Annotated in this window: 15 protein-coding genes; 10 read left to right on the top strand and 5 right to left on the bottom strand. The window is 70.7% G+C overall.

Features of this window, described 5'->3' with window-relative positions; all coding sequences use genetic code 11:
• Positions 1-29: 29 nt before the first annotated feature.
• A complete protein-coding gene (locus ACFV6V_RS28675) occupies positions 30-962 on the bottom strand; it encodes a Ppx/GppA family phosphatase (protein WP_385570636.1) in 933 nt (310 codons plus the stop codon).
• 205 nt (positions 963-1,167) lie between these two features.
• On the opposite strand from ACFV6V_RS28675, the gene ACFV6V_RS28670 reads away from it, so the two are divergent.
• Positions 1,168-2,004, top strand: coding sequence for a hypothetical protein (locus ACFV6V_RS28670; protein WP_385570666.1), 837 nt, complete (start codon positions 1,168-1,170; stop codon positions 2,002-2,004).
• Positions 2,005-2,118: 114 nt separating this feature from the next.
• Here the strand turns inward: ACFV6V_RS28670 and ACFV6V_RS28665 are convergent, their stop codons facing one another.
• A complete protein-coding gene (locus ACFV6V_RS28665; RefSeq protein ID WP_385570664.1) occupies positions 2,119-3,921 on the bottom strand; it encodes a hypothetical protein in 1,803 nt (600 codons plus the stop codon).
• A 269-nt stretch (positions 3,922-4,190) separates the two neighbouring features.
• On the opposite strand from ACFV6V_RS28665, the gene radA reads away from it, so the two are divergent.
• Together radA and disA are read left to right on the top strand one after the other, a co-directional pair.
• Positions 4,191-5,600 (top strand): DNA repair protein RadA, encoded by a 1,410-nt coding sequence (radA, locus tag ACFV6V_RS28660; RefSeq protein WP_385570633.1) that lies wholly within the window; start codon positions 4,191-4,193, stop codon positions 5,598-5,600.
• A gap of 44 nt (positions 5,601-5,644) precedes the next feature.
• The gene (gene disA / locus ACFV6V_RS28655; RefSeq protein WP_385570632.1) at positions 5,645-6,778 is read left to right on the top strand and encodes a DNA integrity scanning diadenylate cyclase DisA; all 1,134 of its coding nucleotides are present in this window, start codon (positions 5,645-5,647) and stop codon (positions 6,776-6,778) included.
• Positions 6,779-6,987: 209 nt separating this feature from the next.
• Here disA and ACFV6V_RS28650 read toward each other — a convergent pair whose 3' ends face one another.
• The gene (locus tag ACFV6V_RS28650) at positions 6,988-7,788 is read right to left on the bottom strand and encodes a hypothetical protein (RefSeq protein ID WP_385570630.1); all 801 of its coding nucleotides are present in this window, start codon (positions 7,786-7,788) and stop codon (positions 6,988-6,990) included.
• 284 nt (positions 7,789-8,072) lie between these two features.
• On the opposite strand from ACFV6V_RS28650, the gene ACFV6V_RS28645 reads away from it, so the two are divergent.
• From ACFV6V_RS28645 to cseC, 5 genes are all read left to right on the top strand, one after another.
• Positions 8,073-8,999: an A/G-specific adenine glycosylase gene (locus tag ACFV6V_RS28645; RefSeq protein ID WP_385570627.1), complete on the top strand. Its 927-nt coding sequence runs from the start codon at positions 8,073-8,075 to the stop codon at positions 8,997-8,999.
• Between the two features lie 270 nt (positions 9,000-9,269).
• On the top strand, positions 9,270-9,896 hold the full coding sequence (locus ACFV6V_RS28640; protein ID WP_385570625.1) for a SigE family RNA polymerase sigma factor: 627 nt from the start codon (positions 9,270-9,272) through the stop codon (positions 9,894-9,896).
• Positions 9,884-10,600, top strand: a complete 717-nt coding sequence (locus tag ACFV6V_RS28635) for a hypothetical protein (protein WP_385570622.1) — start codon at positions 9,884-9,886, stop codon at positions 10,598-10,600. Before ACFV6V_RS28640 ends, ACFV6V_RS28635 begins: the two co-directional genes overlap by 13 nt.
• 36 nt (positions 10,601-10,636) lie before the next feature.
• On the top strand, positions 10,637-11,341 hold the full coding sequence (gene cseB, locus ACFV6V_RS28630; protein ID WP_385570620.1) for a two-component system response regulator CseB: 705 nt from the start codon (positions 10,637-10,639) through the stop codon (positions 11,339-11,341).
• A 102-nt stretch (positions 11,342-11,443) separates the two neighbouring features.
• Entirely contained in the window at positions 11,444-12,772 is a 1,329-nt protein-coding gene (gene cseC, locus ACFV6V_RS28625; protein WP_385570617.1) for a two-component system sensor histidine kinase CseC, read from the top strand.
• 171 nt (positions 12,773-12,943) lie between these two features.
• On the opposite strand, the gene ACFV6V_RS28620 is transcribed toward cseC, so the two are convergent.
• The gene (locus tag ACFV6V_RS28620) at positions 12,944-14,620 is read right to left on the bottom strand and encodes an MDR family MFS transporter (protein WP_385570615.1); all 1,677 of its coding nucleotides are present in this window, start codon (positions 14,618-14,620) and stop codon (positions 12,944-12,946) included.
• Positions 14,621-14,749: 129 nt separating this feature from the next.
• Between ACFV6V_RS28620 and ACFV6V_RS28615 the strand changes: the two genes are divergently transcribed.
• Positions 14,750-15,322 (top strand): TetR/AcrR family transcriptional regulator, encoded by a 573-nt coding sequence (locus ACFV6V_RS28615; RefSeq protein WP_385570612.1) that lies wholly within the window; start codon positions 14,750-14,752, stop codon positions 15,320-15,322.
• Between the two features lie 75 nt (positions 15,323-15,397).
• On the opposite strand, the gene ACFV6V_RS28610 is transcribed toward ACFV6V_RS28615, so the two are convergent.
• Complete coding sequence (locus tag ACFV6V_RS28610; RefSeq protein WP_385570609.1) at positions 15,398-16,006, bottom strand: M23 family metallopeptidase; 609 nt, start codon at positions 16,004-16,006, stop codon at positions 15,398-15,400.
• Positions 16,007-16,483: 477 nt separating this feature from the next.
• On the opposite strand from ACFV6V_RS28610, the gene ACFV6V_RS28605 reads away from it, so the two are divergent.
• Complete coding sequence (locus tag ACFV6V_RS28605) at positions 16,484-19,408, top strand: NACHT domain-containing protein (protein WP_385570607.1); 2,925 nt, start codon at positions 16,484-16,486, stop codon at positions 19,406-19,408.
• The last annotated feature ends 47 nt before the right edge of the window (positions 19,409-19,455 follow it).

The following is a 19,455-nucleotide window of genomic DNA, read 5'->3' as shown; positions in this document are numbered from 1 at the left end:
GTGCGGCGACTGAGGGTGGGCGGACGGCATCAGTCGGTGGGCAGATGGTCCAGGCGGCGCAGAATCACACCCTCGCGCAGCGCCCACGGGCAGATCTCCAGCTCATCGATGCCGAAGAGGTCCATGGCGGCCTCCGCGACCAGCGCCCCGGCCAGCAGCTGGCCCGAGCGGCCCTCCGACACACCGGGCAGCATCGAGCGCTGGGGGGCGGTCATGGTGGCCAGCTTGGGCACCCACTCCTCCAGGGCACCGCGGTTCAGCCCGCGCTGCACATACAGGCCGTCGGCGGTGCGGGCGGCCCCGGCGATGCGGGCGAGCTGCTTGAACGTCTTGGAGGTGGCGACGACATGGTCCGGGCGGCCGAAGCGGCTGAACTCATGGACCGTACGGGCGATCTGCGCCCGCACATGGCGGCGGAGCGCACGGACGTCGTCGGGCTGCGGCGGGTCGCCCGGCAGCATCGCGGCGGTGAGCCGCCCGGCGCCCAGCGGCAGGCTCACCGCGGCGTCCGGGTCCTCGTCGATCCCGAACGCGATCTCCAGCGAGCCGCCCCCGATGTCCAGGACCAGCAGCCGCCCGGCGGACCAGCCGAACCAGCGGCGGGCGGCCAGGAAGGTGAGCCGGGCCTCCTCCTCGCCGGTGAGGACGGTCAGGTCGACTCCGGTCACGCTGCGGACACGCTCGAGTACGGCATCGGCGTTGGTGGCCTCGCGCACCGCCGAGGTGGCGAAGGGAAGGACGTCCTCGCAGCCCTTGTCCTCGGCCGCCTGGAGGGCGTCCTCGATGGTGGCGATGAGCAGGTCGACGCCCTTGGGGTCGATGGCGCCCTGCGCGTCGAGGAGCTGGGCAAGGCGCAGTTCCGCCTTGTGCGAATGGGCGGGAAGGGGACGCGCACCGGGGTGCGCGTCCACCACCAGAAGGTGCACCGTGTTCGAACCGACGTCGAGGACTCCGAGTCTCATGTGCGGAACGCTACTGCGGTCGCGCGCATACGCTTGACTCGTGCCAAAGACGAAAAAGACGAAGCAGGGCAAAGCAAGCCGGGATCAGGCCGCGGAGGCCGCGAAGGCCGCCGCTGAGCTCGCGAGCCTCGGGAAACCCGCGCAGTCGGTGGAGTCCGCACCGACGGGAGAGGCCGCGGACCCCGGGCGGCCGGCGGACGCGCGGATCGGCTCGCCGGCGGGCGAGCCCGATGAGCGTGGTCTTGACTTCGCCCGCGCCTGGGTGGAGTTCGCCGACCCGGCGGACGACGAGCAGATCTTCCGCTGCGATCTGACCTGGCTGACCTCGCGGTGGAACTGCATCTTCGGCAGCGGCTGCCAGGGCATCCAGGCGGGGCGCGCCGCCGACGGCTGCTGCACGCTCGGGGCGCACTTCTCGGACAAGGACGACCAGAAGCGGGTCGCCCGGAATGTGGCACGGCTCACGCCGGAGTTGTGGCAGTTCCACGATGTGGGCACCGGGACGGGCTGGACCCAGAAGGACGAGGACGGTGAGCTCCAGACCCGGCGCTGGGAGGGGTCCTGCATCTTCCAGAACCGTCCGGGGTTCGCGGGCGGCGCGGGCTGTTCGCTGCACATCCTGGCCCTGAAGGAGGGCCGGGAACCGCTGGAGACCAAGCCTGACGTGTGCTGGCAGCTTCCGGTGCGGCGGACCTACGACTGGATCGACCGCCCCGACGACACCCGGGTCCTGCGGATCTCGATCGGTGAGTACGACCGCAGGGGCTGGGGCCCGGGCGGGCATGACCTTCACTGGTGGTGCACGTCCGCGACATCGGCGCATGGTGCGGGAGACCCGGTGTACGTGACGTACCGCCCGGAGCTCGTGGAGCTGATGGGCAAGGCGGCGTACGACGTGCTGGTGGAGCTGTGCGAGGCACGGCTGGCCAGGGGGCTGCCGCTGGTGGCTCCGCATCCGGCGGATCCCCCCGCGGAACCGGCGAAACGTGCGGACCCGGTGGAGCCCGGGGACCCAGCGGCGGGCCGCAGCGATCCGGCCTGATCCGCGCGCGGGGACGCATACGTGATCGGACCGCCGCGCCAGGCGCACGGCGCCTGATCCGCGCACACGCGCCGGCGGGCGGGCGAAGCGCGTGTGACGCGGTGAATCGGTTCCTCAGCTCGGCGGCGCCGAGGGCTCGCTCGGCGGCGGCTCCGTCGGCTCTGATGGCGGCGGCTCCGAGGGCGGGGGCTCGGTGGCCGGGGGCGGCTCGGTGGCGGGTGGTGGTTCCGTGGCCGGGGGCGGTTCCGACGGTGGCGTCGGCCCGGTCGGGGCGGGTGGTTCGGTGGACGGAGCCGGGCTGGTCTCGCCATGGCCGTCGACCTCCAGGACCGCGCCCGAGGGATCGACGCCCACCCGTGCCGTCCAGGGACCTTCGGGCTCTGCGGCGTGGTCCACATGGACGTACACCGTGAAGGACTCGCCCGGCCGCAGGATGCCGGATGTGACGCTCGCGTAGAGCCAGGGCGCATCGGTCCACAGCGACCAGGCGACGGGGGCGGCGCCCGACGCGGTGAGGGTGATCATCGTGGTCTCGCCGGACGGCTGTGCCTCGACCGTGAGGCGGCCCGGCCCCCGGCCGGGGGCGGTGGACCCCGCCGGAGGCTGTCCCGCGCTGATGACCTCGACGGACACCCCGCCCGGCGCCGCGCCGGGGTGGCTGCGCGCACCCGGCAGGCCGCCGGGGCTGCGCTGTGCGTTCCCGGCGGTCTCGTAGTCGTCGTACGGGGATCCGCCCGGGCCCTCCGTCCACTCGCCGCCGGCCGCGTCGTCGAGCTCCCCGGCGAAGAGGGGGGAGCCGCCCTGGGCCTCGCCGGTGGTGGGGGCTCCGCGGTAGGCCGCCCAGAGTGCGAGCACGGGCGCGGCCACGACCGCGGCCACGATGGTCGTGGTGACCGCCCTGGTCCGCAGCCGGCCGCGCTGGGCCGCATGGTCCTTCGGGTCCACCGGGAACCCGTCCCGTCCGAAGCGGGGTGATCCGGCGCGCTCGCGCGGGACGTGCAGCATCGCGGCGTACGCCTCAGCGCGCGGGGCGGGGACGAGCGGCAGCCCTCTGGAGGCTCCCCCGGGCCCGCCGGGGGATTCCTCCGTGCCGTCCGGCGGGGTGACGGACGAACCGGGCCAGGGTCCCCTCGCCCCGGCCCGCTCGGCCGCGCGGCGGCAGCGCGGGCAGTCGTCCACATGCCGCACCAGCTCGCGTCGCAGACCGGCCGAGAGCAGCACCTGGTGGTCCTCGGTGAGCCGGGCGATCGAGGGGCAGTTGCCGCTCTCCACGACGGCGAGCGCCGCGCGGGTGCGTTCCACCTCGCAGGCCGCCGATGCGAGTAGCTCACGGGTGCGCACGGGGTCCATGCCGAGTACGGCGGCGACTTCGCGCGGCGCGAGCCGGTGGCGCACGGCGAGCTCCAGCGCTTCGCGCTGTTCCGGGGTGGTACCGGCGGCTTCCGGCCAGGCGAGCCTGGCCAGTTCGGCTCGGTGCCGCTCGGCGATCTCGGAGGGGACCGTGCGCAGGGCCTCCGTGGGCGCGGTCTCGTCCTGGCTGCAGCGGGCATGGGAACGGGGGTGGATGGTACGGGCATGCGCGCGGGAGCCGTGCGATCCGCGGGAGCCCGTGCGTAATACGGCCCCGGCGCGCTTGCCGTGCGCCCCGCCCGCACCCCGGCGCCTGTGCCGCCGCTGCTCGGCGAGGGCACGCAGACAGGCCCAGCGGGCCAGCGCGTACAGCCACGCCTTCCGTTCGGCCTCACCGGCCGGGCAACGCCGGTGCTGGCGCTCGGAGATGGCCAGGACGTCGCCGAGCACCGCCGTCGCCGCCTCGTGGTCGCAGAGCGCCGACAGACAGTACGTGAACAGCCCGTCCAGATACGCCTCGTAGCGCGCGGGTGGCGCCTGTACGAGGGTCTCGGGTGGTTCCAGCATGCTGCTCGTCACCTGCCGACCGTAGGCTCGGGAAGGCACTTACTTCGCGCCGCATAGGGGCATTTACTCCTTACGGGTGAACGTTTCTGTTAAAAGAGGACCGAGGCATGTGCCCGGCGCGGATGCCCCCGTGGCCTGCACCCTTTTTGCTGCCTTTCCGGCCGGCACCCGGCTGGTTTCCCGGGCGGCCCCGGCTGGTTTCCCAGGCGTCCTCCGGCTGATTCCCCGGGCGTCCTCCGCTGTCAGTGGCGACCGCTACGGTTCTCCGCATGGCTGCCCGTACGAAATCCGCCAAGGACAGGCCGTCCTACCGCTGCACCGAATGCGGTTGGACGACCGCCAAGTGGCTCGGCCGCTGCCCCGAATGCCAGGCATGGGGCACGGTCGAGGAGTACGGCGCGCCCGCGGTCCGCACGACCGCGGTCGGGCGGGTCACCAGCGCCGCGGTGCCGATCGGCCAGGTCGACGGCCGCCAGGCCGCGGCCCGCACGACCGGTGTCGACGAGCTGGACCGGGTGCTCGGCGGCGGTCTGGTGCCGGGCGCGGTGGTGCTGCTGGCGGGCGAGCCGGGTGTGGGCAAGTCCACGCTGCTGCTCGACGTCGCGGCGAAGGCGGCGAGTGACGACCACCGCACCCTCTACGTCACGGGTGAGGAGTCCGCGAGCCAGGTGCGGCTGCGCGCGGACCGGATCAACGCACTGAACGACCACCTGTATCTGGCCGCCGAGACGGATCTCTCCACCATCCTCGGTCATCTGGACGCCGTGAAGCCCTCGCTGCTCATCCTCGACTCGGTTCAGACGGTGGCGTCCCCCGAGATCGACGGGGCCCCGGGCGGTATGGCGCAGGTGCGCGAGGTGGCGGGGGCACTGATCCGCGCCTCCAAGGAGCGTGGGATGTCGACGCTGCTGGTGGGCCATGTCACCAAGGACGGCGCGATCGCGGGTCCCCGGTTGCTGGAGCATCTCGTGGACGTGGTGCTGCATTTCGAGGGCGACCGGCACGCCCGGCTGCGGCTGGTCCGGGGGATCAAGAACCGCTACGGGGCGACGGACGAGGTCGGCTGCTTCGAACTGCACGACGAGGGCATCACCGGGCTCGCCGACCCCAGCGGCCTGTTCCTCACCCGGCGCGACGAGCCCGTGCCCGGCACCTGCCTCACGGTGACGCTGGAGGGCCGTCGCCCGCTGGTCGCCGAGGTCCAGGCACTGACGGTGGACACCCAGATCCCCTCGCCCCGGCGCACCACCTCAGGCCTGGAGACCTCCCGGGTCTCGATGATGCTGGCCGTGCTGGAACAGCGGGGCCGTATCAGCTCACTGGGCAAAAGGGACATCTACAGCGCGACCGTGGGCGGGGTGAAGCTCTCCGAGCCCGCTGCCGACCTCGCGATCGCCCTGGCGCTGGCCTCGGCGGCGAGCGATACCCCGCTGCCCAAGAACCTGGTGGCGATCGGTGAGGTCGGCCTCGCGGGCGAGGTGAGACGGGTCACTGGTGTGCAGCGCCGGCTGGCCGAAGCGCACCGCCTCGGCTTCACCCACGCCCTCGTTCCCACCGACCCTGGCAAGGTCCCGCCTGGTATGAAGGTCACGGAAGTCGCCGACATGGGGGACGCGCTGAGAGTGCTCCCGCGCGGGCGCAGAGCAGAGGCCCCCCGGACGGACGAGGTACGCCGGTAGACTTTGCCCTGGTCTCGCCCATCCGTACGAGCCGGAGGAGAGCAGTGGCAGCCAACGACCGGGGCTCGGCCCCCGGAAAGTCCGGCGGAGGCTCCGGGGGATCCGGCAAGGAGTGGCTGATCCGCGCCTCTCTGAGTGCGGTCGCTCCGGGCACCGCCCTGCGCGACGGACTGGAGCGCATTCTGCGAGGTAGCACCGGCGGCCTGCTCGTCCTCGGTATGGACAAGACGGTCGAGTCGATGTGCACCGGCGGCTTCGTACTCGACGTGGACTTCACGGCGACGCGGCTGCGCGAGCTGTGCAAGCTCGACGGAGCCCTGATCCTCGACAAGGACATCACCAAGATCCATCGGGCTGGTGTGCAGCTCGTCCCCGACGCCTCCATCCCCACGGAGGAGACGGGCACCCGGCACCGGACCGCCGACCGGGTGTCCAAGCAGTGCGGCTTCCCCGTGGTGTCGGTGTCACAGTCGATGCGCCTGATCGCGCTGTACGTGGACGGGGAGCGGCGGGTCCTGGAGGAGTCGGCCGCGATCCTGTCCCGGGCGAACCAGGCACTGGCGACCCTCGAGCGCTACAAGCTGCGGCTGGACGAGGTCGCCGGGACGCTGTCCGCGCTGGAGATCGAGGACCTGGTGACGGTCCGCGATGTCACGGCGGTCGCGCAGCGGCTGGAGATGGTGCGCCGGATCGCCACGGAGATCAGCGAGTACGTGGTGGAGCTGGGCACCGACGGCCGGCTGCTGTCCCTCCAGCTCGACGAGCTGATCGCCGGTGTGGAACCGGAGCGTGAGCTGGTCATCCGCGACTATGTCCCGGAGCCGACGGCGAAGCGGTCCCGCACGGTGGACGAGGCGCTGTCCGAGCTGAACGACCTGACGCACCCGGAGCTCCTGGAACTGCCCACCGTGGCACGGGCGCTGGGCTACACCGGATCCCCCGAGACCCTGGACTCCGCGGTGTCGCCCCGTGGTTACCGCCTGCTGGCGAAGGTCCCGCGGCTGCCCGGCGCGATCATCGAGCGGCTTGTCGAGCACTTCGGCGGCCTCCAGAAGCTTCTGGCCGCGAGCGTGGACGACCTCCAGGCGGTCGACGGCGTCGGCGAGGCCAGGGCGCGCAGCGTCCGCGAGGGCCTGTCGCGGCTGGCGGAGTCCTCGATCCTGGAGCGGTACGTCTGATCCTCCGGGGCTCGGTTCTCCTCCGCTGAAGGTCTCCTCCGCAGAAGACCGGGAGGCGAACCGTGCCGCGAGAGCGGGGCGAGGCCGGCGAAGCCCGGTGCGCCTTCCCCGCGCCTCCAAAGGGCGCGGGGCTGCGCGCGATCAGCCGCGAGCGAGGAGGAGTGCCGCAGCCGGCGCCGTGCGCCCGCTGGGGATTACGGGACAGCCCTTCAGTCCTTTTCCAGGCGGAAGGACGCCCGGGCGACCGTCGTCCCCGGGAAGCTGGCCTCCACCAGATACGTGCCGGTCGGCGCCTGGCCCGCAGGTGGGGTGGCGCAGCGGGCCGGGGCGCTGCGGCGGCGGTCCCAGTCGACGAGATGGGTCACGGTCGAATTCGCCGGGACGCGCAGCAGCATGCTGCCGCTGCCCTGCGCGCAGTCCTTCGTGGACCAGACGGCGTCGTCCGCGTCATCGATGATCGTCAGTACCGCGGCCTTGGGGCCGAAGTCCGCCTTGCAGGTGACGGCCGAGGTGTTCGTCGCGATGAGCTCGAACCGCGGCTTCTCCCCGGGGGCGTACGACACCTTGGCACTGCGCAGTGTCAACTTGAGCGCACCGGAAGCGCAGTTCGGCAGCTTGGAGCCTGCGGGGACCTGCTGGCCGGCGGTTGCGCCGGCACTGGTGCTCGGGTCGCCGTCACCGTTCTTGCCACTGCCGTCGCCGCCCTCGGTACCGCCGTCGCTTCCGTCTCCGCCGCTTCCCGCGCTGCCGCCCGAAGCACCGTCGGACTCGTCGCGGCCACCGGGGCGTTCGCTGATCGCGGGCCCCGATGGCTCGTCGCCCGGCGTGATGGAGGGCGCGGGACCCGCGCCCGGCTTGCCGTCGTCACCGGTCCTGGTCCCGCCGTCACCGAAGCTGACGGCCCAGGCGACCAGCATGGTGAGCAGCGCCAGGAGGGACAGCGCGACTGCCCTCCGACGCCAGTAGATGGAGGAGGGAAGCGGCCCGATCGGATTGCGCAGTGATCCCACGTACCGAACTGTACGAGAGATCGGGGGCAACTCCCGCCCCATCCGCCGCCCATGGGGCGCGATTCTGTCGATCATCATCACGGGTCGTAGGCATCAGCCGTCGCAACGTCCCTCTTCGCCTACATACGTGAGTCCGGTGACATGTACGCCTCCTCGACCACTCCTCGACCGCCTGACGACCATCGGACGACCGCCACCGCTCGATCACCTTTCGACAGCCGCTCGGCCACGCGCGGAGCGCATGCGCCGGACTCGGCGCTGACCGTGTCAGGATCGGAAGTGCCATGACTGCGACAGACATGCCCTCCCCCAAGACCCCGCCCGCGACGACCGGGGACGCGACAGCGCTGCACTCCCCCGTCCTCGCCTGGTTCGATCAGCACGCCCGCGACCTTCCCTGGCGCCGCCCCGATGCGGGCGCCTGGGGCGTGATGGTCAGCGAGTTCATGCTGCAACAGACCCCCGTCAGCCGGGTGCTCCCGGTGTATGAGCAGTGGATGGCCCGCTGGCCACGCCCTGCGGACCTGGCCGCCGAGGCGCCCGGTGAAGCCGTACGGGCCTGGGGCAGGCTCGGTTATCCACGACGTGCGCTGCGGCTGCACGGCGCCGCGGTCGCGATAACGGAGCGGCACGGTGGAGACGTACCCCGGGAGCACGCGCAGCTGCTCGCGCTGCCCGGCATCGGCGAGTACACCGCGGCGGCCGTGGCGTCGTTCGCGTACGGACAGCGGCATCCGGTGCTCGACACCAATGTCCGCAGGGTGCTCGCCCGCGCCGCCACCGGTATCCAGTACCCGCCGAACGCGACGACGGCCGCCGAACGCCGTCTGGCGCGTGCCCTGTTGCCGGACGACGAGGCGACGGCGGCACGCTGGGCCGCGGCCTCGATGGAGCTGGGCGCGCTCGTGTGCACGGCCCGCAACGAGGACTGCGGTCGGTGCCCGGTCGCCGGGCTGTGCGCCTGGCGGCTGGCCGGCAAACCGGCGCACGACGGTCCGCCGCGGCGCGGGCAGACGTACGCGGGCACGGACCGCCAGGTGCGCGGCAAGCTGCTGGCGGTGCTGCGTGAGGCGGTGGACCCCGTGCCACGGCCGGTCCTGGACCGGGTCTGGGACGATCCGGTGCAGCGGGCCCGCGCCCTGGACGGGCTGGTTGCGGACGGTTTGGTCGAACCTCTGGAGAATGACCTGTTCCGACTGCCTACCACCTGAGATTCTCCGGTAATCCCCGACCAGTACCTCTGTTACACAACCGATGGGTGGCCGTGCGTACTCCGACGGCTTCCTCGCACAGCCCCGTGACAACCACTCCGTAGCTTCTTGTGACGTCGGGAACGACCACCCGGCGCCGACAGACGGACGTCGACAGACAGATGTCAGCAGACAGACGTCAGCAGATGTCGGACACGAGAACGCACGACAACACACGCGAACCCACGCGGTTGTCACGGGGCTTGCTTACGGGGACGGAGGCGGTTGGAAATGGCGCATGGCGAGGTGCTCGAGTTCGAGGAGTACGTACGCACCCGGCAGGACGCGCTGCTGCGCAGTGCGCGGCGGCTGGTCCCGGATCCGGTAGATGCCCAGGACCTCCTCCAGACCGCGCTGGTGCGGACGTACGGCCGCTGGGAGGGGATCGCGGACAAGTCTCTCGCCGACGCCTACCTCCGCCGCGTCATGATCAACACCAGGACCGAGTGGTGGCGTGCCCGCAAGCTGGAAGAGGTGCCGACCGAGCAGCTCCCCGACGCGAGCGTGGAGGACACCACGGAACAGCACGCCGACCGGGCGCTGCTGATGGACGTCCTGAAGGTGCTCGCGCCGAAGCAGCGCAGCGTCGTCGTGCTGCGGCACTGGGAGCAGATGAGCACCGAGGAGACCGCCGCCGCGCTCGGGATGTCGACCGGTACCGTGAAGAGCACGCTGCACCGCGCGCTCGCCCGGCTCCGCCAGGAGCTGGAGTCGCGTGAGCGGGAGGGCCGGGGTCTCGAGAGCCGCAGGGCGGTGGCCGGGCTGACGGAGGTCAGGGCACCGCGGGTGCCCGCGCAGCGTGGGGATCGTACGTACGCACGTCGTGAGGAACGGGGGCGGGAGCGGTGCGCGGCCTAGCCGAGGACTCCGTAACAGACCCAGACGCTGACGCAGACGGGGACAGCGCCAGAAAACGCATCGTCCGGTGGGCGGCGAGTGGTACGGCAACGGCCGCACTCGCCGCCTTCGGGCTGCTCCTGGCCGGTTGCTCGACCGGCGGTACGGGCACCCGCGACGAGGGCCCGGCACGCAACGACCCGGTGGCGCAGCAGCAGTCGACCCCCGAGCCCTCGGTGAGCTCGACGCCGGCGAAGAAGGTCGACGCGTTCCAGCTGGTCATGGAGGATCCCAAGGTCAGCCAGCGGGTCAAGGCCGACCTGAAGCGCTGCTCGGGGGACGCCTATCCGATCGACACCTCGTACGGCCGCGTCACCGGCGCTTCCGTGCCGGATGTGGTGGTCAACGTGCTGATGTGCGGGGATTCGGCCGTGGGCGTCGGCACCTATGTGTACCGCAAGGACGGCGACGACTACGCGAACGTCTTCGCCGCCGAGGAGCCTGCGGTCTACGCGACCATCGACCGGGGCGACCTGGTCGTCACCAAGCAGGTGTACGCGAAGGGGGACACGGTCTCGTATCCCTCGGGCCAGATAGTGATCGCGTATCGCTGGTCGGGGAACGGGTTCACCGAGCAGGACCGGGTCGAGAACGAGTACAGCAGGGGTATCGGCGGCGACGGCGCTGTGGACGAGCCGGTCCCGAGTGCGCCGCAGAACAGCTGAGAACCGAGAACCGAGAGAGCAGCGGAGTACAGCCCGATGGCCGAGACACATGTCCTGTTCGTGGAGGACGACGACGTCATCCGTGAGGCCACCCAGCTCGCGCTGGAGCGCGACGGCTTCATGGTGACCGCCATGCCGGACGGGCTCAGCGGGCTGGAGGCCTTTCGCGCCCACCGGCCCGACATCGCGTTGCTCGATGTGATGCTGCCCGGGCTCGACGGGGTGAGCCTGTGCCGCCGTATCCGGGACGAGTCGACCGTGCCTGTGATCATGCTGTCCGCCCGTGCGGACTCGATCGACGTCGTGCTGGGGCTCGAGGCGGGTGCCGACGACTATGTGACCAAGCCGTTCGACGGCGCGGTGCTGGTCGCCCGGATCCGGGCAGTGCTGCGCCGCTTCGGCCACGCGGGCGGCTCAGCCGGGGACCCGGGCGAGCCGGGGCAGGCGGGCGAGGACGCTGTGCTGACCTTCGGGGACCTGGAGATCGACACCGAAGGCATGGAGGTGCGCCGCGCGGGCGAGCCCGTCGGGCTGACCCCGACGGAGATGCGTCTGCTGCTGGAGTTCTCCTCCGCGCCGGGCACGGTGCTGTCGCGGGACAAACTGCTGGAACGTGTCTGGGACTACGGCTGGGGCGGGGACACCCGCGTCGTGGACGTCCATGTGCAGCGGCTTCGCACCAAGATCGGCCAGGATCGGATCGAGACCGTCCGCGGCTTCGGCTACAAGCTCAAGGCCTGAGCCCGTGCCGATTCCTCCGGGGGCAACCCCCGGCGCCCCCGCGTGCGTCTCGGCTGTTGACGACCCACACTCATCGCACACCACACCAGAACAGGACCCCGCATGACGCGCCTCGCCCTGCGCACCGGCGTCCGGTGGAAGATCAGCTTCGCCATCGCCGGCGTCGGTGCGCTGATCGCGTTCGCGCTGAGCCTGGTCGTGCACAACTCCGCACGGGTCTCGATGCTCGACAACGCCCGCGATCTGTACATGGACCGGCTGACGCTGGCCCAGCGGGTCTACGAGACCAGCAAGCCGAAGACGGTGCCCAAGTTCGGCGGGGCCAAGCTCAATGACCCGGCGCTGCCCCGCGAGCTGAGGCACCTGCTCGAAACCGACCACGAAGCCACCTTCGTGCAGGCGCACCACGGCGGCTCGCCCGAGATCTGGGCGGCCGTGCCGCTCGGCAACGGCGATGTGCTGTCGCTGCACAGCCGGTTCCCCACGCGCAGCGCCGCGATCATGAAGGCCCTCGACCGTGCCCTGGTCATCGGCTCGGTCTCGGTGGTCTTCGCGGGATCGGCCCTCGGGGTGCTCATCGGCGGGCAGCTCTCGCGACGGTTGCGCAAGGCCGCCGCCGCTGCGGGAAAGGTCGCCCAGGGGAACACGGAAGTGCGGGTCGGCGAGGCCGTGGGAGGGGTCGTACGGGATGAGACGGACGAGCTGGCGCGGGCCGTCGACGCCCTGACCGACGCGCTGAACTCCCGTATAGAGGCGGAGCGCCGGGTCACCGCCGACATCGCCCATGAGCTGCGCACCCCGGTGACCGGGCTGCTCACGGCCGCTGAGCTGCTGCCGCCCGGTCGGCCCAGCGAACTGGTGCGGGACAGGGCCCAGGCCATGCGCACCCTGGTCGAGGACGTCCTGGAAGTGGCGCGGCTGGACGGCGCGTCCGAGCGTGCCGAGTTGCAGGAGATCGCGCTGGGCGAGTTCGTCAGCCGCCGGGTCAGCGTGCTGGACCCGACCGTGGTGATACGCGTCGTCCATGAGTCATGGGTCAACACCGACCCGCGGCGGCTTGAGCGGATCCTGGGCAATCTGCTCGCCAACGCGGCGAAACACGGGGGCACTCCGGTCGAGATCACCGTGGAGGGCCGGGTGGTACGGATACGGGACCACGGGCCCGGTTTTCCCGAGGCGCTGCTCCACGAGGGTCCGAGCCGGTTCCGTACCGGCGCCAGCGACCGGGCGGGGCAGGGCCACGGTCTTGGCCTGACGATCGCGGCGGGCCAGGCGCGCGTGCTCGGGGCTCGGCTGACCTTCCGTAACGCCAACCACGATGTGACCGGCCCGGGGGACGGGACGAGTGGGGCGATCGCGGTGCTCTGGCTCCCGGAGCACGCCCCGACCAACAGCGGCAGTTTCGCGCTGCCGCAGCTCGCAGGGGACTGACCGGCCGGGCTGAACCCGGGCAGTCAGCCCCCTGCAGGTGGTGTCATCAGTCGGACTTCACCTCGGACGGTCACCGGCTCGGACGGTCACCGGCTCGGACGGTCGCCACCACAGACCGTCCCACCTCAGGCCGTCGCACCTCAGACCGTCCGACCTCAGACCGCCTTCGTCTCAGCTGGTCTTCGCGGTGGCCAGCCCCGCCGACTCTCCGTCGCGCGGCCCGGCCGTCTCCGCAGCCCCGGCCGGCTCCGCCGCATCAGCGGCCTCAGCCGTCTCGGGCTTCGCCGGGCCGGCGCCCTTCAGCGGCACCTCCTTGACGAAGAACGCCGCGAGGAAGCCGATCACGGCGACTGCCGAGCCGAGCAGGAACGCGTTGTGCGTGCCCGCCGACACTGCGAACTGGTACGCCTCGCGCACCTGCTCGGGCAGCTTCGCCAGGCTCGCCGCGTCAAGCTGCGCGGACTGCTGGGTGATCGCGGCCCCGCCGTGTGTGGCCATTTCGTCCTGCACCCGCGAGGTGAACAGCGCGCCCATGATCGCGACGCCGAAGGAGGAGCCGAGGGTACGGAACAGGGTCGTGGACGAGGACGCGACACCCATGTCCTTCATCTCGACGCTGTTCTGCGCGACCAGCATCGTGATCTGCATCAGGAAGCCCATGCCCGCGCCGAGTACGGCCATGTAGAGCCCGGAGGTGAGACGGGTGGTCCCGGTGTCCATCTGCGCCAGCAGGAAAAGGCCGACCACCATCAGCGCGCCGCCGATGATCGGGAAGATCTTGTACTTGCCGCTGTTCGTGGTGACCCGCCCCGCGATCAGCGAGACGACCATCATCGACAGCAGCATCGGCAGCAGGAGCAGCCCGGAGTTGGTCGCCGAGGCACCCTGCACGGACTGCTGGTAGAGCGGCAGGAACAGCACGGCGCCGAACATCACGAAGCCGGTGAGGAAGCCGATCACCGACATGAGCGTGAAGTTCCTGCTGCGGAAGATGTGCAGCGGGATGATCGGTGCCGTGGCCTTGGTCTCGACGAACACGAAGCCGACGAGCGAGGCGACGCCGATCGCGATGAGCTCCATGATGACGGCGCTGTCCCAGGCGTACTCCGTACCGCCCCAGGTCGTGACCAGCACGGTCGAGGTGATGCCGAGGGTCAGCAGGGCGGCACCGAGATAGTCGATGGGGTCCCGCCGTGCGCCGCGCTCCCGCTTGGGCAGGTGCAGCACGGCGGTGAGCATGGTGAGCGCGACGGCACCGAGCGGCAGGTTGATGTAGAAGCTCCAGCGCCAGCCCCAGTGGTCGGTGATGCTGCCGCCGACCAGCGGGCCGCCGATCATGGCGAGGGCCATGACCCCGGCCATCATGCCCTGGTACTTGCCGCGCTCCCGTGGCGGTATCAGGTCGCCGATGATCGCCATCACGCCGACCATCAGACCGCCGGCGCCCAGGCCCTGTACGGCGCGGAAGCCGATGAGCTGACCCATGTCCTGGGCCATTCCACTGAGCGCCGAGCCGATCAGGAAGATCACGATCGCGGTGAGGAAGATCCCCTTGCGGCCGTACATGTCACCGAGCTTGCCCCAGATAGGGGTGGAGGCGGCGGTGGCGAGGGTGTAGGCGGTGACGACCCAGGACAGGTGCTCGAGCCCGCCGAGCTCGCCGACGATCGTGGGCATCGCCGTACCGATGATCATGTTGTCCAGCATCGCGAGCAGCATCGCGATCATCAGGGCGAGCAGGACGACCCGTACGCTGCGGGGCCGCGGCCCATCCGGTGCCGGCGTTGTCCCGGCTGCCTGCTGCGAGGCCCCTGGTGCCGCCGCCTTCTCAGGTTTCTGTCCTGCCACCGTCATCCACTCCCCCGGGCACTTACTTGCCGACCGGCTAGTTCACTACACTGAGGGACGGTAGACCCGGCACTAGCCGGGCGTCAAGTAAGTAAATACGTGTGCGCCTGAGCGCCCCCAGGAGAGTCCATGACCACCAGAGGCAACACCCGGCAGCGCATTCAGGACGTCGCCCTGGAACTCTTCGCCGAGCAGGGCTACGAGAAGACCTCGCTGCGTGAGATAGCGGAAAAGCTCGAGGTCACGAAGGCGGCGCTGTACTACCACTTCAAGACCAAGGAAGACATCGTCATCAGCCTCTTCCAGGACCTGACCCGCCCGCTCGACGAGCTGATCGCCTGGGCGGAGGACCAGCCGGAGCCACGCACCCTGGAGACCAAGAAGGAGATCCTGTGCCGCTACCAGGTGGCACTCACCGGCGCCGCGCCGCTCTTCCGCTTTATGCAGGAGAACCAGGCCACCGTGCGCGAGCTGAGCATCGGCGAGACGTTCAAGGAACGCATGATGACCATGGCCCGGCTGCTCCAGAGTCCCGACCTCGGCATCGCCGACCGTGTGCGCTGCGTGAGCGCGCTGTTCACCATGCACGCCGGAATGTTCTTCACGCAGAGCATCGAAGGCGACCCCGAGGAGAAGCGGGAAGCCGTCCTCGAGGTCGCCATCGATCTGATGACCCAGGCCCATCACGGGCCCCGGTCCTGAGCACGGCTCCGCGCAGTGCGCGGAGCCGTGAGCGCTCAGCCGTGAGCGCCGAAGCGCTCATGCGTCCGGTGCGTGTCAGAGGGCGACACCCATGGAGCGCAGGAAGCTGGCGGGGTTGAGCGCGGAACCGTAGTTCGGGGTCGTACGGATCTCGAAGTGCAGGTGCGGGCCGGACGAGTTGCCGGTGTTGCCGGAGAGCGCGATCCGCTGGCCGGTCTTCACGGTCTGACCGATGGAGACGTTGACCTTCGACAGGTGGGCGTACTGCGAGTACTTGCCGTTGCCGTGCTTGATCACGATGGCATTGCCGTACGCGGAGCCGTCGCCGCCACCGCCCGGGCCGGCCTTCACCACGACACCGGAGTTGGCGGCCTTGACCGGGGTGCCGGTCGGCACGGCGAAGTCCTGGCCGGAGTGCTTGTGGGACCACATGGCACCGCCCTGGTTGAAGCTGGCGCTCAGGGTGTAGCCGTTCACCGGCTTGACCCAGGAAGGAGCCTTCTTCGCGGCCTTCGACTTCGCCTGGACGGCCTTTGCGGCGACCGGGGCGACCTTGCCCGTGTCGGCGGCGGCGACACCGGCGCCGGCTCCGATGACCATCGCGGCGCTGAGTCCGGCAGCCACGACGGCGCCACGGGTACGGAGCACGGACGGACGGAGACGGTTGATGTTGCGCTTCGACATGCGGGGAGAACCTCCGGGCTGATCGGGCATGAACCGACCCGGCGCAGGAGCACCGGGTGCCGAACCTTGGTAACCCGGACCGGCGATCCACCTCAAACCCCCCATCTACGACATCTCGTCGTAGCCAGACCCCCTTGTGAGCGGGGCCCTTGACACCGCCCCGCTGCACCCTCCGGGATGTCCGGTTTCCTCTGGATTCTTCAGATCGCACCTGGTTTAGGCCCACATGCGGGCCCGAGAAGACCGACTTACGCCTCAGTTTTCCGATACGTCCGTTTCCGTCGGTCCGAAATCGCAGCCGGAGCCGCCCTCGCGGCCCGCCGAAACCCGGGACGCCCCCACTAAGTCCCCTAGTAGGCTCGGAAACGCCTGTGCGCCTTGTCACGGCCGAGGCAGCGCCAATGCGACCTGGGTCACGCGTTTAGGGTCCGTGCCGCTGGGGGTAAATGTCCTTGTTGCGACTTCGGGGGATGGTCTGTGGAGCCCGCGCTCATCGGCACCCGGCTGGCCTCAGCCGCGTTGGCGCCCGTGCTCAAGAAGCTCCTGGTGCAGGAAGGCAAGGGCGCAGCCCTGACGGAACGCCCCGTACCGCTCTCCGGCCTCCTCTCCTTCCGCGGCGAGAAGCGCTCTCTCACGGGGAAGGACGTCCGCAAGCTGGCCGGCACCCTGGTGGGCCGGTCCCTGGAGAGCCCGGGCGAATCCCCGTTCCCTGCGGACGAAACCGAGGCCGTCACGGAGGCCCTGGCCCGCACCCTGCTCGCACTCGGTGACCTGGACATGGACGACGTCCAGGCCGTACACCTCGGCCACCGCGAGCTGGCACGGCGGCTGCGCACCGCGGGCCCGGCGGTCCGTGCGGCGGCGGGACTCTCCGGCGACGCCACCCTCTATCTCGACTCGGTCACCGAGTGGGCCTGCCTGCACATCCTCCAGTTCTTCACCCAGCGCTCGTCCTTCGTGACGCGCACGCTGGTCGAGCAGAGCCGGATGCAGGCGGAGCTGCTCGCCAAGCTGGACGAGCTGATCCGGCGCACTCCCCGGCCCGACGGCCGGGACGTCCCCTTCGAGCGGCGCTATCTCGCGTACATCGCGAAGAAGCACGGAAACCTGACCATCTACGGCATCGATCTGCATCACTCACCGGACGTCTGGCCGCTGGACGTGGCGTATATGAGCCTGGAGGCGACGGGCGGCGAGCTCCGCGCCGGCCAGGGGAAGGGCCCCTTCTCCCGGTACCTGGCGGAGGAAGGGCTCGCCCCGTTCGTCGCGGAACAGCCCGCCGCCCCCGAGCCCGCGGACCAGGCCCTCGCCCAGCACGACAGGGTCCTGCTGCGCGGAGTCGCGGGCTCCGGCAAGACCACGCTCGTCCAATGGCTGGCCGTCTCCACCACCGGCCGCGACCTGGACGGCCGTATGTCCTGGCTGCGCGGGCGCATCCCCTTCGTGCTCCCCCTGCGCACCCTCACCCGGCACGGCGAGCGGCTCCCCGCCCCCGAGCACTTCCTCAGCGCCGTCGGGTGCGCGCTCAGCGCACCGGACGGCTGGGCGGACCGCGTGCTCAGCGCCGGACGGGGGCTCGTCCTGATCGACGGCATCGACGAGGTCCCCGAAGCCGAGCGCGACCGCACCCGCCGCTGGCTGCGCGAACTCCTCGCCGTCTACGACGACGGCAACCGCTGGCTGGTCACCTCCCGCCCCTCCGCCGTCCGCGACGACTGGCTCGCCCCCGACGGATTCACCGAACTCGCCCTCTCCCCCATGAGCCGCGCCGCCGTGGCCTCCTTCGTACGGCGCTGGCACCGGGCCGCCGGACCGGATGCCGCGGCGTACGAGCAGCCGCTGCTCCACGCCCTGCGCACCAAGCGTGACCTCGCGCTGCTCGCCACCAACCCCCTGATGTGCGGCCTCATGTGCGCACTGCACCGTGACCGGCGGGGCTTCCTGCCGCGTGGCCGCAAAGCTCTGTACGAGGCCGCGCTGTCGATGCTGCTCGACCGCCGCGATCGGGAACGGGACATGGGGACACCGTCCGGGGTCGACCTCCCCGAGGCGGCACAGATCCAGCTCATCCAGCGCCTCGCCTACTGGCTCACCCTCAACGGCCGCACGGTGATGGACCGTTCACGTGCCGAGGCATTGGTGTGCGGCGCGATTGCGGCGGTACCGGAAGCAGCGAGCGCCGGTGAACCCCACGCGGTCTTCCGGCACTTGCTGCACCGCAGTGGGCTGCTGCGCGAACCCACCACGGACTCCGTGGACTTCGCCCACCGCACCTTCCAGGACTACCTCGCGGCCAAGGCCGTCATCGACGACTGGCATATCGGCCTGCTGGCCCAGCACGCGGCCGACGACCAGTGGGAGGACGTCATCCGCATGGCGGTCGCCCATGCCAGGCCGCGCGAATGCGCCGAGATATTCACGGAGCTGATGAAGAAGGCGGACGCGGCACCGGACCGTGCAACGCAGTTGAGGATCCTCGTGGTGGCCGCCGCGGCGATGGAGCAGGCGACCGAGATCGCCCCCGCCATCCGCGAGGAACTGCTCGGCCGCACCGCGGAGGTCATTCCGCCCCGCACCCGCGAGGAAGCCCGCGAACTGGCGACTGCCGGGCCCCTGGTGCTCGACCTGCTGCCCGGCCCCGAGGACGCATCCGGCATCCAGTCGGCCCAGATGGCCGTGATCACGGCTTCGCATGTCGCGTCGGACGCCGCGATCCCCTTCCTCGCGCGGTATGCCTCGCATCCGTCTGTGGCGTTGCGCTCCCAGCTCGTCTGGGCCTGGGACCGCTACGACACCGAACGGTACGCCGCCGAAGTCGTCGCGGCCCTTGACCCCACCGGCCTCCAGTACACGGTCCGCCGTGCGGAACACGCCCGTGCCCTCATCGCCCTGGGCGGTGCCCGCGACCTCCAGTTCAAGGGAGAGCTGCCTGCGGAGCTCATCGCCGAGACGGTCCGCGCATGTTCACCGACCGCGGTATGGATATCCGACAACCCGGGGTTGCGCGATCTCGGCTGCCTGCGGTGCGTGCCGCGGCTCGACCACCTCACGGTCAACCGCTGCACGAACCTGACGGATCTGTCGCTGCCGGGCGGCGCCCGGCTCAGGCAATTCCTGACGGACGACGCCCAGCTGGCGCTGGCCGAGGCCGGCCCGCCCACCCAGGCTCTCGTTCTCCAGATTCACGGCGCCAGCCCCTACCTGAAGGCGATTCCCTCGCTCTTCCCGGCGATCGAGCGCCTCACGATCCACCGTCTTCCACCTGCCCATGCCGTCGATCTGAGCCCGATGCATGAGATGACATGCCTCAGATCGGTGCACCTCCGCGGTGCCCACCCCTCCACGTTCCTGGGCCGGGACGGCTTTCCGTCCCACGTGAGCGTTCACGGTCAGGACTCGTAGTTCGCGGTCAGAGCTCGTAAAAGGGGGCTGCCCCGGACCGAAGGTCC

The sequence above is a fragment of the Streptomyces sp. NPDC059828 genome, from assembly GCF_042731955.1.
In the GTDB taxonomy this organism is placed as follows: Bacteria; Actinomycetota; Actinomycetes; order Streptomycetales; family Streptomycetaceae; genus Streptomyces.
Note: the sequence above shows the minus strand (reverse complement) of the source record. Positions and strands in the feature narration are given on the sequence as shown.

What these genes read in the sequence shown, in the direction of transcription:
- ACFV6V_RS28615 (WP_385570612.1), top strand. Translation starts at nt 14,750, where the DNA reads ATGACCACCAGAGGCAACACCCGGCAGCGCATTCAGGACGTCGCCCTG.
- ACFV6V_RS28675 (WP_385570636.1), bottom strand. Translation starts at nt 962, where the DNA reads ATGAGACTCGGAGTCCTCGACGTCGGTTCGAACACGGTGCACCTTCTG.
- cseB (WP_385570620.1), top strand. Translation starts at nt 10,637, where the DNA reads ATGGCCGAGACACATGTCCTGTTCGTGGAGGACGACGACGTCATCCGT.
- ACFV6V_RS28645 (WP_385570627.1), top strand. Translation starts at nt 8,073, where the DNA reads ATGACTGCGACAGACATGCCCTCCCCCAAGACCCCGCCCGCGACGACC.
- ACFV6V_RS28640 (WP_385570625.1), top strand. Translation starts at nt 9,270, where the DNA reads ATGGCGCATGGCGAGGTGCTCGAGTTCGAGGAGTACGTACGCACCCGG.
- ACFV6V_RS28610 (WP_385570609.1), bottom strand. Translation starts at nt 16,006, where the DNA reads ATGTCGAAGCGCAACATCAACCGTCTCCGTCCGTCCGTGCTCCGTACC.
- radA (WP_385570633.1), top strand. Translation starts at nt 4,191, where the DNA reads ATGGCTGCCCGTACGAAATCCGCCAAGGACAGGCCGTCCTACCGCTGC.
- ACFV6V_RS28665 (WP_385570664.1), bottom strand. Translation starts at nt 3,921, where the DNA reads ATGCTGGAACCACCCGAGACCCTCGTACAGGCGCCACCCGCGCGCTAC.
- cseC (WP_385570617.1), top strand. Translation starts at nt 11,444, where the DNA reads ATGACGCGCCTCGCCCTGCGCACCGGCGTCCGGTGGAAGATCAGCTTC.